The 18,282-nt window shown below is 44.1% G+C and carries 9 protein-coding genes, 2 rRNA genes and 1 pseudogene; all 12 read left to right on the forward strand.

What is annotated here, in order from left to right:
- Nucleotides 1-159: 159 nt before the first annotated feature.
- The 12 genes and pseudogenes from SG35_RS30505 (at nt 160) to SG35_RS30555 (ending at nt 17,738) form a co-directional block, all read left to right on the forward strand.
- Nucleotides 160-3,047 (forward strand): 23S ribosomal RNA (locus SG35_RS30505).
- A 101-nt stretch (nt 3,048-3,148) separates the two neighbouring features.
- Nucleotides 3,149-3,263, forward strand: a 5S ribosomal RNA gene (rrf, locus tag SG35_RS30510).
- Between the two features lie 746 nt (nt 3,264-4,009).
- A pseudogene (locus tag SG35_RS32175) lies at nt 4,010-4,141 on the forward strand (ubiquitin-like protein); the annotation flags it as partial.
- Between the two features lie 147 nt (nt 4,142-4,288).
- Entirely contained in the window at nt 4,289-5,854 is a 1,566-nt protein-coding gene (locus SG35_RS30515) for a hypothetical protein (RefSeq protein ID WP_274055504.1), read from the forward strand.
- A 15-nt stretch (nt 5,855-5,869) separates the two neighbouring features.
- Entirely contained in the window at nt 5,870-7,465 is a 1,596-nt protein-coding gene (locus SG35_RS30520) for an SAM-dependent methyltransferase (protein WP_044835063.1), read from the forward strand.
- 190 nt (nt 7,466-7,655) lie between these two features.
- A complete protein-coding gene (locus SG35_RS30525; RefSeq protein WP_044835062.1) occupies nt 7,656-8,129 on the forward strand; it encodes a hypothetical protein in 474 nt (157 codons plus the stop codon).
- Between the two features lie 68 nt (nt 8,130-8,197).
- Nucleotides 8,198-9,412: a winged helix-turn-helix domain-containing protein gene (locus SG35_RS30530; RefSeq protein WP_044835066.1), complete on the forward strand. Its 1,215-nt coding sequence runs from the start codon at nt 8,198-8,200 to the stop codon at nt 9,410-9,412.
- A gap of 459 nt (nt 9,413-9,871) precedes the next feature.
- Nucleotides 9,872-11,305, forward strand: coding sequence for a TIR domain-containing protein (locus tag SG35_RS30535; RefSeq protein ID WP_044835061.1), 1,434 nt, complete (start codon nt 9,872-9,874; stop codon nt 11,303-11,305).
- A gap of 908 nt (nt 11,306-12,213) precedes the next feature.
- Entirely contained in the window at nt 12,214-13,194 is a 981-nt protein-coding gene (locus SG35_RS30540) for a hypothetical protein (RefSeq protein ID WP_044830611.1), read from the forward strand.
- A gap of 468 nt (nt 13,195-13,662) precedes the next feature.
- Nucleotides 13,663-15,837: a hypothetical protein gene (locus SG35_RS30545; RefSeq protein WP_152646450.1), complete on the forward strand. Its 2,175-nt coding sequence runs from the start codon at nt 13,663-13,665 to the stop codon at nt 15,835-15,837.
- A gap of 2 nt (nt 15,838-15,839) precedes the next feature.
- Nucleotides 15,840-16,580, forward strand: coding sequence for a hypothetical protein (locus SG35_RS30550; RefSeq protein WP_044830609.1), 741 nt, complete (start codon nt 15,840-15,842; stop codon nt 16,578-16,580).
- A gap of 9 nt (nt 16,581-16,589) precedes the next feature.
- On the forward strand, nt 16,590-17,738 hold the full coding sequence (locus SG35_RS30555) for a hypothetical protein (RefSeq protein WP_044830608.1): 1,149 nt from the start codon (nt 16,590-16,592) through the stop codon (nt 17,736-17,738).
- Nucleotides 17,739-18,282 lie beyond the last annotated feature (544 nt).

Here is an 18,282-nt window from a genome sequence, read left to right on the forward strand (position 1 = left end):
TTACCAACTGATACATAATCTTCCTTGTTATGTATCACGATAGCGAAAGCTATCAACTCTTATTCAAGACACTCTATGAGTGCGTGAAAATGTCAGGCTTTACAACTTAATCCGGTTTAGTCACCGGGTTTTCAAATAGGAAACTACTTGGGGTTGTATGGTTAAGTGACTAAGCGTATGTGGTGGATGCCTTGGCAGTTAGAGGCGATGAAGGACGTGTTAATCTGCGAAAAGCGAAGGTAAGGTGATAAAAACCGTTACAGCCTTCGATGTCCGAATGGGGAAACCCACCCGTCATCAGGCGGGTATCATTAAGTGAATTCATAGCTTAATGAGGCGAACCGGGAGAACTGAAACATCTAAGTACCCCGAGGAAAAGAAATCAACCGAGATTTCCTTAGTAGCGGCGAGCGAACGGGAATTAGCCCTTAAGTGATTTGTACGTTAGTGGAACAAGCTGGAAAGCTTGGCGATACAGGGTGATAGCCCCGTACACGAAAATAAACTTATCATGAAATCGAGTAGGTCGGCACACGTGAAATGTTGACTGAATATGGGGGGACCATCCTCCAAGGCTAAATACTCCTAACTGACCGATAGTGAACCAGTACCGTGAGGGAAAGGCGAAAAGAACCCCTGTGAGGGGAGTGAAATAGAACCTGAAACCGCATACGTACAAGCAGTGGAAGCCGGATTTAGTCCGGTGCCTGCGTACCTTTTGTATAATGGGTCAGCGACTTATATTCTGTAGCAAGGTTAACCGATTAGGGGAGCCGTAGCGAAAGCGAGTGTTAACTGCGCGTTCAGTTGCAGGGTATAGACCCGAAACCCGGCGATCTACCCATGGGCAGGTTGAAGGTTGAGTAACATCAACTGGAGGACCGAACACACGTATGTTGAAAAATGCGGTGATGACTTGTGGGTCGGAGTGAAAGGCTAATCAAGCCGGGAGATAGCTGGTTCTCCCCGAAATCTATTTAGGTAGAGCCTCGGATGAATACCACTGGGGGTAGAGCACTGTTAAGGCTAGGGGGTCATCCCGACTTACCAACCCTTTGCAAACTCCGAATACCAGTGAGTACTATCCGGGAGACACACTATGGGTGCTAACGTCCATTGTGGAGAGGGAAACAACCCAGACCGCCAGCTAAGGTCCCAAAGTACTAGTTAAGTGGGAAACGATGTGGAAAGGCATAGACAGCTAGGAGGTTGGCTTAGAAGCAGCCATCCTTTAAAGAAAGCGTAATAGCTCACTAGTCGAGTCGGTCTGCGCGGAAGATGTAACGGGGCTAAACTAGTCACCGAAGCTGCGGATTCAAACTTTGTTTGAGTGGTAGGGGAGCGTTCTGTAAGCCGTTGAAGGTGTGTTGTAAGGCATGCTGGAGGTATCAGAAGTGCGAATGCTGACATGAGTAACGATAATGGGGGTGAAAAACCCCCACGCCGAAAGACCAAGGTTTCCTGTCCCATGTTAATCAGGGCAGGGTAAGTCGGCCCCTAAGGCGAGGCGGAAACGCGTAGTCGATGGGAAACAGATTAATATTTCTGTACTTCTTATAATTGCGAAGGAGGGACGGAGCAGGCTAGGTGAGCATGGCGTTGGTTGTCCATGTGAAAGTATGTAGGTTGGAATCTTAGGCAAATCCGGGATTCTAAGACTGAGATACGAGACGAGGCTCTACGGAGCTGAAGTCATTGATGCCATACTTCCAGGAAAAGCTTCTAAGCATCAGATTATAAGGAACCGTACCCCAAACCGACACAGGTGGTTAGGTAGAGAATACTAAGGCGCTTGAGAGAACTCGGGTGAAGGAACTAGGCAAAATAGTACCGTAACTTCGGGAGAAGGTACGCCGACTATGGTGATGGGACTTGCTCCCTAAGCTGAAGTCGGTCGAAGTAACCAGGTGGCTGGAACTGTTTATTAAAAACACAGCACTGTGCAAAATCGAAAGATGACGTATACGGTGTGACGCCTGCCCGGTGCCGGAAGGTTAATTGATTGGGTTAGCTCTGCGAAGCTCATGATCGAAGCCCCGGTAAACGGCGGCCGTAACTATAACGGTCCTAAGGTAGCGAAATTCCTTGTCGGGTAAGTTCCGACCTGCACGAATGGCGTAATCATGGCCACACTGTCTCCACCCGAGACTCAGTGAAATTGAAATTGCGGTTAAGATGCCGTATACCCGCGGCTAGACGGAAAGACCCCGTGAACCTTTACTATAGCTTGACAGTGAACATTGCTCCTACATGTGTAGGATAGGTGGGAGGCTTTGAACCCAGCACGCCAGTGTTGGTGGAGCCAACCTTGAAATACCACCCTTGTATGCGTGATGTTCTAACCTGGGGCCCTAATCGGGCTTGGGGACACTGTCTGGTGGGTAGTTTGACTGGGGCGGTCTCCTCCCAAAGAGTAACGGAGGAGCACGAAGGTTGGCTAAGTATGGTCGGACATCATACGGTTAGTGCAATGGCATAAGCCAGCTTAACTGCGAGACAGACACGTCGAGCAGGTACGAAAGTAGGTCATAGTGATCCGGTGGTTCTGTATGGAAGGGCCATCGCTCAACGGATAAAAGGTACTCCGGGGATAACAGGCTGATACCGCCCAAGAGTTCATATCGACGGCGGTGTTTGGCACCTCGATGTCGGCTCATCACATCCTGGGGCTGAAGTCGGTCCCAAGGGTATGGCTGTTCGCCATTTAAAGTGGTACGCGAGCTGGGTTTAGAACGTCGTGAGACAGTTCGGTCCCTATCTGCCGTGGGCGTTTGAGAATTGAAGAGGGCTGCTCCTAGTACGAGAGGACCGGAGTGGACGAACCTCTGGTGTTCGGGTTGTCATGCCAATGGCATTGCCCGGTAGCTACGTTCGGAACTGATAACCGCTGAAAGCATCTAAGCGGGAAGCAGGCTTTGAGATGAGTTCTCACTGGGACTTTAAGTCCCCTGAAGGGCCGTTGGAGACTACAACGTTGATAGGCAAGGTGTGGAAGTGCTGCGAGGCATTGAGCTAACTTGTACTAATGACCCGTGAGGCTTAACCATACAACACCCAAGTGGTTTTAAGGTTGTATGAAGACTGACAAACACGTACACATAGATTGAATAAGTAGATATATATCGTTTTCCAAGATTGACTGTTTTTGTCTAGCGACAATAGCACTGTGGTACCACCTGATCCCATGCCGAACTCAGAAGTGAAACGCAGTAGCGCCGATGGTAGTGTGGGAGTTCCCATGTGAGAGTAGGACATTGCTAGACTTCTATTTAGAAAAGCCCGATTCGAAAGAGTCGGGCTTTTTGCTTTTCTGAAATTAAATTTCTGTCTAGCGACAATAGCACTGTGATATCTCTCGTTCCCTTGATAACAGCTCCTGCGTTATTATACTTCTCTACATCCATGCAGGTCATGCGCTTTGATCTTTGGCTGAGCTATGCTGTTTTGCTCAACATACCGGAAAAAATAGATTGTTGGTCAATGGAAGCAAGCAACAATTTTTCATTAATTTTAAACCTCGAGCATTAATGATGAAAGCTCATTGATAACGACTATAGGCTCTATTCCAAGCTAAAAGAATTTACTTATTTATAAGAGGGGGGGTTATTCATAAGGTAATGGAGCTTCCCCTAGTCTTTAACGGTAATCGTTATATTGTTATCGGTCAAAATAAACATTTAACAATCCAAGCATTTTTTAGCAAATATTGCCCGGTTATTAGTCCGGGTAAAGATTGACCCGCTCTTCATGTTCTAACCCGGGTCTTTAATGTTTACTTTAGGCTATTTTTAATTTTTTGATGTCGAACAAGAAAGCCATGTGAGGGATATAGGTTCAGAAATAGCACAATACACGGCTTAAACCTTGAATTTCGGCGATCGAGTCGGGTTTTCATTATATCACTCCAGTTATAGGGAATAGCGTACTGGCCATTGCAAAAACATTGGTTTAGCTTGGTATAAGTCTTGTATGTTTTGAGTCTAGTGTATCTTTAATCGGCGAAGTGTCTATGAGTCATTCCAGGCAACAAGGTAGAAGGAATAGTGGTTCCCGTACTATTAATGTTGAAAGGTCTGAAAGTATTGAAGCCGTTAAAAAGAAAATCAGAGATAAAGAGGGCATACCTGCTGATCAACAGCGCTTGGTTTTTTCCATGGGCTCAGCTACCACAACGACAAAAACTCTGCAGCCACAACCAAGCCCAGAATTGCATCCGCACCCTAACGTTGATACCAACACGGCTCAGGTCGAGCCTCAGCTGTCCCGGGAGGAAATACGTCATAGGAGGTTGTTACGCCTAGATCCTAGCTATAGGGCCGATCATCAGCAGCAGGAAGCTCAAGGGCGTGAAACGAATCCCCAAACGGTAAATAATCAACAGCAAAGTAATCCCTCCAGGCTCAGTTTAACGTTATCACCTCGTCTCAAGACCGCCAGTGGTAGCCCGGGAGATGATCCCGAGCCATCGTCCAGTTTTACCGTTTTTGATGATGCCGACAAGCCGCCTGGGCAGAAGTTGGGGGGGCAGGTTGCCGGCTCTTCTGAAGAAATGCGGCATATGCGCCGAATGAAAATGGATCCTGGTTACCAGCGCTACCACTCTGCCCGGGATAAGCTTAGTCTGGCGCTGCCCGGGATTGCGGCAACACAACAACGCAAACAACGTTTTCAGGAAGCGCAGGATAAGCTTGGTCAGGCGCTGCCGGGGATTGCGGCAACACAACAACGCAAACAGCGTTTCCAGGAGGCGCGGGACAAGCTTGGCCAGGCGCTGCCGGGAATTGCGGCAACGCAACAACGCAAACAGCGTTTCCAGGAGGCACGGAACAAGCTTGGTCAGGCGCTACCGGGGATTGCGGCAACACAACAACGCAAACAGCGTTTCCAGGAGGCACGGAACAAGCTTGGTCAGGCGCTACCGGGGATTGCGGCAACACAACAACGCAAACAGCGTTTCCAGGAGGCGCGGGATAAGCTTGGTCAGGCGCTACCGGGGATTGCGGCAACACAACAACGCAAACAGCGTTTCCAGGAGGCGCGGGACAAGCTTGGCCAGGCGCTGCCGGGAATTGCGGCAACACAACAACGCAAACAGCGTTTCCAGGAGGCGCGGGACAAGCTTGGCCAGGCGCTGCCGGGAATTGCGGCAACACAACAGCGCAAACAACGCTTCCATGAAGCGCGGGATAAGTTGGCCCAGGCACTGCCGGGTATAGTACAAATGCAACAAGCCAAAGCTGCGCATCACGGCAGGATGAAAAATGTCGTGAATGAAATTAAGAATGCACGTACATTAACGCAGATCGCCTCCGCACATCTTCATGCCAATCCTACCTCTTATGTCGACCCTTACGGGCTGGAGTGGCAGCACACCCCGTGGCATAAGGTTCAGCATGATCGTGTCGATCATGTTTTACATCACAATGTTGATGATCCCGGAAGGTTATATAAGGGAGCACCCTCGGCACATGGGGTCTTTAATGATCCGGGAAATCCTGCTACTCACGGTCTCGGGGGCAATCATCCTGATGTAGCGGCATTAGCTTATTATGCGCATCGTCAATTACCGGGAGGTAATGTTCGGCGTCGACGTTTCACCGGTGAAGAATTGATTGCGGTAAATCGCGTCAATGCCAATGGCAGCATTCCAGATTTTCAGAATTGGAATGTTATGGCAAAAGGTAATGCATTCAACTTTACTGCTCCCGTCGGGGCTCCGGCAAGAACGGGAACCCAGGGCGGTCACAATGCTGTGGCCGGGCACGGCAATGCCCTCGGGGGCTATCGTTTTGTCGCTCCTAACTCTGCCCTGGGCGCTGCGAATCGAAAAACCATCACTTTCTTCCCACGATAACAGGAGCTTATTTTGATGAATCATTCTTTTTCGAATATTCCCGAGGCACCGCCTTGTATTCATGATATTCACTATACACGTTTCTCCGAATCAAAAATCTGGAACGCGCAAAGGCACTATTATCAAAATGGCGGGCCTGCATTATGGGGAAGTAAAGAGATCCCCTATCACATCACTTCTAATGCGCAGGTTGCACAATGCTATGCCCACTTGATTGAGTCATTTTTAAAAGATTATCGAAATAGTTCATATCCGCAAACAGAAAAGTTTTATGTTGTGGAGTTGGGGGCTGGTCACGGACAGTTAGGTTTTTTCCTGGTAAGAGAACTCTGGCAAAGTTTGCGCTCTGCCGCGGGCCTTAATGAACTGGAGATGTGCTATGTGTTGACTGATTTCTGTGAGCAAAACATAGAGGCATGGCAAAAGCACCCTAGGCTACGGCGCTATTTTGAGGATGGCCTGCTAGATTGCGCCCATTTTGATGTTTTGCATGATGATGTTTGTCAACTAAGAGGCTCTGGTACAGTACTGAAAAAAGGGGGAGATAGTTGCCCGCTGATTATTTTATGTAACTATATTTTTGATTCAATCCCACAAGATGTGTTTCGTATTGAAGCTGGAGAAATTAAAGAGTGTTATTTGGGGTTAACCGGCACAGGGCAAGGGGATAGTCAGCTTGAAGCTGAGAGCAGCTTGCTTGATATGGAGCTGCATTTTCAATATCGTCCGATAAATAACCGGCGATATGAGGATGAGAGTAAAAATGCTATATTGCAGAACTACAGTGCTCGCATGATGGACAGTACGATAACCTTCCCCAACACCGCCATGGATGCGCTTGCCCGTATCCGAGCGTTTACTACTGCACCGAGCTTGGTTTTGCTCGCCGACAAAGCTTTTTCGGAGGAAAGTAGCTGGCGTGGTGATGTGCCGCCTGACTTAGTACTGCATGGTAATAGTTTTTCTATGATGGTCAATTTACATGCGCTTTCTCAGCACTTTGCCAGTAATGGTGGCACGGTATTGAATATCCCGGATCGACAGTTTTCTATTTCTATTATGGCGATGGTGGGAGGGTTAGGTGAGGACATTGAGCATACCAAACAGGCTTACGCTAAAGTGGTGGAATCTTTTAGCCCGGATGATTTCTATGTTTTACAGTCGTTAATTGAAAGCCGCGCGGATGAATTGCAGTGGCATGAGTTGGTTGCCAACTTGCGCTGGTGTCACTGGAGTAGTGTCAGCTTTTCAGCTGTGCTACCGGGGTTAATCAGCACAGCGGAGGAAAATCCGGTGCTTGCCCGGCGTATGGTCCGTGAGCTGGCGGCTAAGGTCTGGGATAATCATTTCTACTTACCTCAGGGAGACGATATTGCCTATATGTTGGGGATTTTATTATATACAAGCAATTACTGGAATGATGCCCTGGGATTTTTTACCAAGTCTTTAGCCTGTAGCGGCGAACAGGCCGAAACTTATCATTATATGTCTCTTTGTTATTTTCGCCTTGAGTCCCTGGAAATGGCTATTGAGTACAATAGTAAAGTCTTGGCGCTGGCTCCGGGTCACGATAAAGCTCGGGCATTTTCATTAGATCTTGAAAAAGAATAAACAAGCTGGCTTGATTTCCCATTATTTGACAACAGCTTTTCACTTATAGGGGGCAGACATTGAACTGAAAAATGATGACTCAACAGTAAAATAAATTTTTACCGTTGTTTTTTACTGTTTGCGTGATATTGTCAGCAGCAGAAATTAAATGTTGGCTGTCCAAAGCTGCATTAGGTATTAAGGAGTATCCGTGAAATATTTATCAGTGTTAACTGGAGCTGTTATTTTACTTACCGGCTGTGCAAGCACAAAAGTTGAAGTAAAGCCTGAAGAGAAAATTGTTGGTGTATGGCATTTAAAAGATTACGGCACAGGTAATTATGAATACAGCCAACTGGGTTTTACTGCCAGTGGTCGTAAATGCGTTGTTGCTGTTTCTATGAATGGTGCAGGGTCTCCAGAAATAGACTATTACGATAATACCTGGAAAATAAATAATGGGGTATTGGAAACTACTGTAGGTAATAGCCCGTCAAGCTCACTCCCTAAAGGTTATCTCATTAAAGATCACATCAAAGTATTAAACCTGGATGAATTGGTTGTACAGATGGAAGGCTTTGGCGCACCTTTGGAAAAGCATCAAAAATTGCATGGTGTGCAACCTGAAAGAATCTGCCGGTTGGTAGAGAATTACGCTCGTTTTGTAAAGCGCAACAATACCTAAAAGCTGTTCAGGGGAACTAGTACATTGTGTAAGCTAGGTCCTTCTGTCAGTAGCCGGAAAGTATGACCATGATTGAAATTAAATCTCCACGAGACCTGGCGCGTATACGCCGTCTTGCCCTGGCTGCACAAGGCTTGCTACAGGCTCAGCCTTATGGGCGTGGTTTAGCAGGGGCACGTAAAGCGATCAACCACATAGGTTATGTACAGATCGACACCATATCTGTAGTGGAACGAGCACACCACCATGTTTTTCACTCCAGAGTGCCTGATTTCAAGCCGGCCATGACAAACCAGCTGCTGCTCAACGGAGACATTTTTGAATATTGGGCACACGCGGCGGCTTTTTTACCTATCGCCGATTTTCGCTTTTCTTTGCCTTATAAGCACGCTATTAAGAGCGGGCAAACCCATTGGCATAAAACCCATGATAAGAAGCTTATGGGGGAGTTGTTGGCCCGCATACGTTCTGATGGTCCGATACGCTCCCGCGATATAGAAACGAACACCACAAAACGTGCCGGTTGGTGGGACTGGAAGCCTGCCAAAAAGGCACTTGAACAGCTGTATATGGAAGGCGACCTGATGGTTAGCAGCCGGGAAGGATTTCAGAAAACCTATGATCTCACGGAGCGGGTATTGCCCTCCCAGGTAAATTCACAAATGCCCGGCATGGAAGAATTTGCTGAGTACATGGTAGACCAGCAGTTGCGCTGTCATGGCTTTGCATCACTTAAAGGACTGACCTATTTGCGCCGAAATGCAGCATTGCGTAAAGCGGTAAAAATCTTGGTAAACGAAAGATTAGCGCAGGGAACATTAGAACAAGTCAAGGTGAGCAGCGGTGAAATATTCATATTGGAAACGGGGGCACTCGAGCGCTCCCTTCCCCGGTTAAACAACCGCATGTTGATTCTTTCGCCATTCGACAACAGCGTTATTCAACGGGAACGGCTCAAAGCACTGTTTCAATACGACTATCAGATAGAATGTTATGTACCTGCCGCCAAACGACAATATGGTTACTTTTGCCTGCCGCTACTCTATCGCAATGAATTTATAGGCCGGATAGATTGTAAAGCCCATAGAAAAATCAGCCATTTAGAGATCAAATCGCTGTATTTGGAGCAACACCATTTTGATGAAGAGGCCGTTACTAGCGCATTTGTCGAGGCCATCACAAAATTCAGTCATTTTCAAAATTGCGACTCAGTGTCTTTGACTAAAGCCCAACCAGAGCATCTAACCGAACATTTGCGCAGTGCGCTAAAACCTCTAGGATGACATTAAGATTTTAAGTAAGACAACACTGCTGCACAGCCATAAACAGAATGATGTTAATTGCCTGAGTGAAAAGTGTTATTAAAATGAACCTGGCAAATAAAACCGTTGTAGTTGTTCTAAGTGCTTGATTTTAATATGGAAATTTCAGTCAGCTCACCGCTGAATAACTTCTAACTATGTCGCTTCTTTAGATTTTGGGGATTAGTGGCGTTGATGTTTATCTCAACATTATCTGTAAATTTTTTATTATGGTTGGTGAGAGGTTTCCCTCTATATAGACACTGGTATAAGTGAAGTGGCAACTGCTTTGGGTTCTTCCTCCATTATCATCCGTGTCGTCATTGATAATGCTAAAAAAGTAAAACTTGCCCCTGTTGGCCTGGTCATTTTTACGGGCTAAGCGCGAATAATTGTAATCAATTAAGTTGAAGAATACTTAATCAAATAAAGGGGAGAGCAATGAATACACCTAAAAAGGTCCGCGTATTCCTTAGTTATCTATCTGAGGATAATCATGTCGCAGAGGTTATAAAAAAAGAACTTGTTGGTTACGATGAACGTATTGAGGTGTTTAAAGCCGATGATAGTCTTAGAGCCGGCGTTAATTATAAAACGCAGTTACGGGACAGTCTCAATGACAGCGATTGGCTATTGCTGATTTATACCAACCAAGGTAAAGATTGGCAATGGCCCATCTTTGAAGGCTCTTATTTTTTAGCCGCTAACAGCGCAGGAAACACTGACTCTCGCCTTTGCTGTCTCTATGATTCAGATGAATGGCCTAAGCCGTTTAGTGATTATCAAAGCTATAAAGCCGAAGTGTATAAACCTCAAATTGGAGATGACGAACGAACAAATAAATATGCATCAGATCAGTTTTACCATAATTCAGCATTATTTAATTTTTTAGTCAATTTTCTGTCTTATCCAGATGACAACCCTATTCGCAGTAACCCATTAAGCTCCCATGAAAATCTAATAGCGTCCGCCTCGCGAATTGCTGAGGCGTTTCTGGAAAATCGCAGTAATACGGTTGAAAAACAATATTTTTATCTACCTCGTCTTGAATTAATTGTAAAAAATACAACTGGAGAGTGGCGTGACGAAGACTGGTTAAATGTAAATGTGGTGTTTGGAAGTAAGAGTCAAATGCTTTTTCGCACGCAAGAAAAAAGCATGAAATGGGATGAATTTAAAAATTACCTTGTTCAAAGCACGGGTACCGGTTCACCGCCGTTATGGCTCTTACAGTTAGAAGAGTCCGTAAATACGGTGCTCACGGTTGGCTGGAATCCTTCTCCTCTGACAACCTTATTCTACTCTCAGGAAACCAGGCGTTTTTATCGTCCACAACTCTCTCGTGTTGACAAGTATTTAAATGGAGATTCCAAGTTCTTCATTATGCTGGTTGAGCAATTACCTTCTGATTTTAAGAAACATGAAGATTTAGGGTTTTTACTTTCCGGATTGATTTCTGGTGGCAGATTCAAATTTGAGTTTATCGACCCTCTGTTAGATAGACTGTCACAAGACTTTAATAGCGATAGCAAATTCGACGATTATGGACAAAGCATGCTTGATCAAATTGTCAGTATTGAAGTTGAGTCAGCACAACATGGTTTACTTGATCCTGCGGCAATGATTGAAGTGTTCCCTGAGTCAGATAGAAGAGTTATTGCAACACTTTATAAAGACTGGGGAGAAGTTCGTACGAAAATATTTACTCTCATCTCTGAGCGTAAAAGTAATCATAAAGCAGTTGAGGATGTCAAAGCTGAGCTTATCAATTTGTTGTCCGATAAAGTCTCAACCTTAAATATCAGGTTTATGCGCAAGGCTACTGATATTTATGCAAGATTGGTGAAAGAACGTTTCCCGTTAGAGGATGACTGACTCAGTGCTTGCTCCCGTTAAGTAGTTGGTTGGTACCAGCTGTAATGATAGACAGCCCTTGTGCTGCTCTACTATTGAGATGCTTTTACGTTGATCATCGCTGGTGGGTAGTAGTGATTTTTATGTGTTCCAATACTTTGTACAACAATCCAAGTCGCAGCCCCTGAGTACAGTAACACCCAGAGGTCGCTATCCACAACGAACTAACGTGAAGTACGTCATGGCTGAATATCATCAGATTTCAGAGCCAGGCTCGGCAAAGTAAAATGTCCCATTTATCTGCAAATTACTGTACAGGAAACTATTTTTGAGGCGGCGGTGAAGAGCCTGTGCATCGACATTAACTATGTGCCGGTCAAGCTTGAATCTTGTATTGTGCTTAGGGGAAAGTTGCTACGGGTAGTGACACCGGACAGTCATAAATTGACTATAGCGATGACTTATCTTGCTCTCTTATAAAATTCATTTTTTTCAAAAGGTTAAGGGGCGGCTTGCTCTAGCAGTCATATAGTTGCTCTGCTGTAGAGCTTTCCTTTGCATAAGCTAGCGGACAAAAAATATAACAAAGCTATTACTGCCAAGTTTTGCAGGTTAGTGAAGACGAGTGCTTAATGATCTTAAATAAGGAGGAACTAGTCATAAATATAATAGACTCCAATAAGGTTAATGTTTAGTGTCAAAAATGTTTATTTGATGTTTATTTGATGTTTATTTTTGGTTGTGTTTTAATTAACTTATCTTAGTAATCAATGGAATAACATTATTTAATTTTCAGTTAAGCGGAGTTAACTGAAATGGATTCTACATATCGTCATAAATAATTAGCGAATGGCTCTTTAGGGAATGATAGATGAGGAGTTATTAAGGTAATTATTTCAATTATCGCTATTAACTTATTTGGAAGTAACATGTTTAAAATGAAAAATATATTAATAAGTTCGGTGTTAGCGTTGAGTTCTTTGGCAGCCCAGGCTAATCCTGTTGGACTGCACGAGTCGATAGATGCAGCAACTGCTGCTCAATATGGCTTTGATTTGCAGGGGTTAACTTGGATCAGTGGCATGGAAGTCAGAGGCCAGGGTCAGAATCTTGGTTGGAGTGAAGATTTTGCCGACACTCGTTTTGCGACGGCAGCAGAAGTCACAGCTTTATTGGCCGGAGCCGATCTTAACTTTATTGATCAGGTGATTGCTAACAATAGCTTTGAAGTTCGTGAGTTGCAGTATGGCGCTTCTAAACGTGATTTAACTGGTAACAGTACCTGTACAACGGATGGCAGCGTATCCTTCGGTGGCAGCCTGTGTACCTTAAAGAAGGATTATAGTTTTGCTATTGACCGCGTTGAAAGCTGGGCTTCTGAGCAACATAATGCTGTTCCTTTGCTGATTGTTAATCATGATTATGTTAAACCAAAAGAAGCTTGGGAGTGGGATGCTTATACTGAGATCTCAGACGCCGATGGTGCTCAACTTGAGCTAAGCGGTTTAACTTGGATGCGCTTTAAAACCATAGCGCACATGTCTTCTAAAGAGATTAAAGAAGCTTTGGCTTTTGGCGGCTCATTGAGCGATTGGCGTTGGGCTACTGCGACTGAGTTAAGTGCATTATTGAAGTCGGATCATGATAGAGAGTTTGAAAAAGTCTTTTTTGGCAGTCAGGGACATGGCCCTATGTATTTATTTTATGCTGGGTTGGAAGTAAATGCGGCTGAATGTAATCCGTTAGCAGAAGATATTGAGCGGCAGAGTTTGGATACCGGCTGTATGATTATGATGCCAGGATCTGACGCTAAAATGAGATATCAGGAGCTGAACAACGGCTTAAATTATGGAAAATTCTTATTTCTTGGTGACAGCAATAGAGGAGCTGCTGCTTTAGTTCGTAAGTAATAGAGTTTACTTGAAAAGCGCTTTGATATATTTCTTAGCGCTTTTTTTATATGTTTGATGCTTCTTCGTGAAAATGTTATTTAGGGAAATTGCTATTGTCGTGGGGGATGCTCTTTTTGGCCTTGTTTACCGTTTAGGTGTTTATTAAATAATATCAAATATTTCGTATCTTATAAGTTTTTGAGGACCGCAACTATCTCTTAGCTTTAATCTTTATATCCAGAGATTGTTTTCGGTGATTGTTCTCGTCCTTATTTCTTTGATTTTTATTGCTTTTTACTAAAACTGCAAAATTCAGCAGCAATAGAACTCTTATGGTTGTTTTTTACAATCAATGTGGTGCTTTAGTGACTTGATAATAAGTCTCTAGGTATCCAAAGTTGCTCATATTCTGAATTAACTTCTATTATTAACTTTTACGTTAATGCGTTGTTACATACCTATAATTTGTAATTGAAGGAATATGGAATGGCTCTTAAGTTATCACGGTTTAATCTAAAATGGGGTTTAGCCTTAGCTGCTTACCTTGTGGTACTTGTTGGTTGTGCTGGTGTATCTGTAAAAAAAATACCTACGCCAACCCAGTACACTTTGTGGACGGATGAAATGCAGGCTGAAGCCGATAATATTGAAGGCTTTCGCTTTTATTTGCCCAGGCCTTTTATCAATGTGTTTGAGTCGTTTCCAATTCGAACGGATATTTATTTGGCAACCGGGACAATGTCTCTGGATGGCAAGTCGGTTCTTATTTCTAATGTAGTTTCGATCGAATCAGCCTCAGATTCGGGGGAGTTGAATTGGAGAAAGGTCAATGGCCCGTTTGAAAATCTTGAAATTTCGTCGATGTCTGTTTTGCAAAGAAAAAAGAAGAATGAACAAGGTTTATCAGAAACTACCAAAGATTCTAACGGCAGCGGTAAGGGAAGCGGTGATGATAAAGATGCAGGAGCACAGAGTGAAAGTTCTTCAGGTGGTTCGGATAGTTCAGATGAAACAAAAATTGATAGTGCTAATGTCCTTAAAAATTTAGGGGAAGCCCTGAAAGCTGCGGAAGAAACGCCTGCTGAGGCAAAGGCAGAGCCCGCAGCCGAAGAGCCAAGTAATAATATAACTCTCCCTCCTGTTACGCCTGTCACCAATACAGGCATTGCCGAAGAAAAAGTGACTAACGATAATGGCGCCTTTGCTTATCAACCTTTAAGAGGTAACTTTGATATTGCTTATGTGCCTGATTTTGAAGAACAATATGCCATATCTAAAAAGCAGGGGCTGGGCAATGTTAAGTTTGAATTGAACTTAGGGCAGGGCTGGAGCTTGCAAAGCTATAATGCCCTTGTAGACAACAGTCAGCTTAATGAACGTATTTTTAAATTACTTGATACTGGTGTCGATCTGGCAAGAGCTGCTGCTGGTGATGTATTGGGTTTCGCTGGCAAAGTGACTAAAGGGATTGCTGATGCCCAGGAAGATATTTTGGCTCAAAGTGATGCCGACAGCGAAGTGACAAACCTGGCAGAAGACCTGGCATCGGTAGATATCACCAAACCTATCACTTTGAAGATAGTAGTAGTGCATTATGCTGCCAAAGGTTTTTACCCCATTATAAAACCTCGCGAATTGCAGGAACGTAAAGCAATTTCGCCAACCCTTACGTTGGATACCTTTAAAGATCATTCAAAATCTTCATTCTCCAGTATGTTCAATGCTGATGCTATCAAGGATGCCCGCACACACCAGAATGATCTGACAGGTCGCTTTACGGTGCCCAGATACCCCTACCAATATATTAGTTTTAATACCTTCCGCTACATGGCTATTGAACGAATTGATGAGAATACTGAGCCATTCGGCGAGCTTTACGACAAAACCGGCACCAAAGGGGATCCCGGTGCGGCAGGCTCCGGAGATCTTGCTCCATTAATTAAGTTCTTGTCGTCGGTAAAGGAGCAGGAGCCGGCCACGGCAAAAAAGCCGGAACCCCCTAAAGCTTGTACAGCTCCTGAATTGAGTGCTTGGCGCGCTACTGAGGCTCCGTCCACTTATAAAATTAACAAGGATGGTGACGTAAGTTACGTGCTACAAGAAGATTATTCGCTGATTCCGGATGCTTCAGGTGCGAAAGTTAACGGTAAAATTGAAATACTGGGCGATCCGGGTGACTCGGATGTGGTAGCGCAAGAGGAGCTGGTAAAACAATTGCTGGAGAAACTTAACGGAGATGAATCCTTAAAGGATATTGGTTGTAAAAGCGTAACAAAAGGAGAAATTAATAAGGGACCTAGATATGAGGCTGCATTAAAAGGTGAAAAAATTACCTGCGATGAAACATCTAATAATGGCCTACTCACCTGTGCCATGGAAACTGCTATTCCCACCGGCTGTCCAAGCCTCTTAAACTTAGAACTGGTTGAATATGATGAAACTAAGCGAAATCTTGAAGTGATTGTTGAGCCAATTAGCGAAGCGGCATTTTGCAAGAACTTCGCGGTGCGTGATCTGGATACGCTTAAGTTTGTTATTCGCTCTCATATCAGGCGTGGGCTAAATAAAATTCCGAAAGGGAAAAGTGTCAAAGTCGACTCTATATCGTTTCCTCAAGCTACCGAAGCGGCGATCATGCTGCAAGATGAGTTAGGAGGATAATAATGGCGTCACAAATTTTAGTTAAAAGGGATGATGACTCTAACATTCATGATAAAGGTTCGGTTACTGCCATTGTCAGGATTTTAGGGAGCAAGAATGAAGATAAAGGTTATTATCTAATGAGTTGCCTGCATGTGTTGGGGCTGACCTTTCATAATTTCCCTCACTACGATAAGCATACCAATATCTTCTTTGCGGACGACCCTGAGACCAAAGTGGCTACATACGATGGTTGTATTAGAGGTAACCTTTATTTTGAGAAGCAGGGGTTACCCAGCTTTGATGCTGCATTGGCTAAAATTGATTTTTCAGGCATGAATGACGCTGAAAAAAAAGCGCACATTGAAGAATTAAAGAAGAAAACAGGTGCCCCTAAATTAAATGATTACATTTACTATCCTGAAAATACACCCAAGAGCGGATGGGTGATGACACCGAGAGGAGCTAAAAAAGCATCGGGTTTTAATGTCTTTCGGGGTATAGATAAGGCCGTTGTTTATGATCAATATCAGGGGCACAAAAACCGGGCATTTCATCGGGTAATGATTGAATATGACACCAATACAAGAGCCGGTGACAGCGGCTCTCCGGTTGTAGATGACTCCAAAAAAGTTCTGTTAGGAATGCATATCGCCGGCAGTAAAGGTAAGGGATATATGATCCCGGCTATTGACCTGATAGATCAACCTACTTTGTTTGCCGGCTCCGATTTTGATAAGCAATCCACGATTATTTTTGCGTAGGAACAGACTATGGAAAATTTAGATACATTTATCGGATTCAGTATCATTATGCTGATAGTTGCTCAGATATCGTCACTTCTCCTTGACATTGTCCGATATTATCTGGGCACCAGAAACATATTCTACGAAAAATTTATCAGGGAATTAGACAGGGAGTTACAGGAGGTTATTACAGCTCATGGCCTTAACAAAGCTCAAAGAGAAAAATTAACAGGGCTTTTTGAAAAAATTAAAGACGCTAATAAACCTTCTCAGGAGCTGACAAAAGAGCAAAAGCGGAAAAAACGCTTTCATTTGGATATAAAGCCTATTCCGCAAGAGTTGGTTAATGCAGCACCGGATATTGCTGAGCCGCAGATATTTGTTAATTCCCTGAGAAATGCTTTTGAGGAAGTTGATGAGGAGTTCACACGTGATTTTCAAGTGATGACCGCTAAGCGCACAACCGCAATTGCTTTGGTTGTTTGTTTTGTTCTTAATATCAATTCATTTCACTTATATGAGGCTCTCAGTAACAACCCAGAGTTACGAGAATCATTAATCAATGATCAACTGGTTACAGCACAAAATCAACTTTATGGTAATGGAGACAAACTCGATCAGGTGGAAGGAAGTGAACTGGAGCGCCTGATCCGACTTAACAATCAACAACTGGACAAGCTTCAGGAATATGACCTGAAAATTGGTTGGATAGGAAATTATTATCCAAAGGGGGAAAACCTGAACTTATATGTCATTGTGGGAATTATCATATCAGGCTTGTTTGCCGGATTAGGCGCCCCCTTTTGGCATAAAGTACTTAATCGTCTGTTAGGCTTACGCCAGGCTTTAAAGGGAGGAGCTGGTGGTGGCTCATTTATGGAACTTAGAAAAGGAGGTGGCAATTCTTCAGAACAGCTCCAGGAGTTCACCTTCAGTGCCGGTAACGGCGGCAACTTTAGGGTCTTTGATCCGGTTATCGAAAATGCCCATTTGACAGTTGACGTCGAGTTTCAACCTCCCGAAGGAACCTATTCAGAAGAGCCTCAAATTTATAAGTACGAATTTCATAATATCATCAAGCAACATTATCAAAAGACAACCGGTATTAATTTAAAGGATGTGACCATAAGGTCTGGTTCGTATCAGGCTATTACTAAATGGTTTATTCCCGAATGATCATATACTGACACCTTGATATGCCGCGTCTTTCTATTGCGGGGAAGGTGAATGCACGTCGAATCATAAATATAGTCGACAAAGGATGGTTGCCCGTATTGAGCAATCTCTATCATGCTATTTTTCTCTGCTTACTAAACGTAATTGCCATTTTGAATGGCAGCTATTACCACATCAACAGGTATTCGATGTAAGTGGTGGTGCAGACCTGATTTTTAACATCTGGGGTTGCGGTATTATAACCCTAAGTATTTACTCCCCGTTTATCACTATGAGCATATTCCGCTATATGGAGTTAACCTGGAGGTTATTCTAAACTTTAAGGGCAATGTTTACCGCTAACGTGTGAGTAGAAGCAAGTTTGCTATGATTGATGCCAGCCAGAGTAAAATAAATAAGCCTACTCAATTCAAGCCATTGCTAGCGGCAATCCGAGATTCATTTCAGGCGATAAACTTTCACCATCTAGCGCTCTCAACCTTGGTGGTGGGCTCTGCGGCAACCATGACTTCGGTCAATGCTGAAGAGGCCGGGAATACAGCGG

The sequence above is a fragment of the Thalassomonas actiniarum genome (assembly GCF_000948975.2).
Lineage (GTDB): Bacteria > Pseudomonadota > Gammaproteobacteria > Enterobacterales > Alteromonadaceae > Thalassomonas > Thalassomonas actiniarum.

What these genes read in the sequence shown, in the direction of transcription:
- SG35_RS30520 (WP_044835063.1), top strand. Translation starts at nt 5,870, where the DNA reads ATGAATCATTCTTTTTCGAATATTCCCGAGGCACCGCCTTGTATTCAT.
- SG35_RS30530 (WP_044835066.1), top strand. Translation starts at nt 8,198, where the DNA reads ATGATTGAAATTAAATCTCCACGAGACCTGGCGCGTATACGCCGTCTT.
- SG35_RS30535 (WP_044835061.1), top strand. Translation starts at nt 9,872, where the DNA reads ATGAATACACCTAAAAAGGTCCGCGTATTCCTTAGTTATCTATCTGAG.
- SG35_RS30540 (WP_044830611.1), top strand. Translation starts at nt 12,214, where the DNA reads ATGTTTAAAATGAAAAATATATTAATAAGTTCGGTGTTAGCGTTGAGT.
- SG35_RS30545 (WP_152646450.1), top strand. Translation starts at nt 13,663, where the DNA reads ATGGCTCTTAAGTTATCACGGTTTAATCTAAAATGGGGTTTAGCCTTA.
- SG35_RS30550 (WP_044830609.1), top strand. Translation starts at nt 15,840, where the DNA reads ATGGCGTCACAAATTTTAGTTAAAAGGGATGATGACTCTAACATTCAT.
- SG35_RS30555 (WP_044830608.1), top strand. Translation starts at nt 16,590, where the DNA reads ATGGAAAATTTAGATACATTTATCGGATTCAGTATCATTATGCTGATA.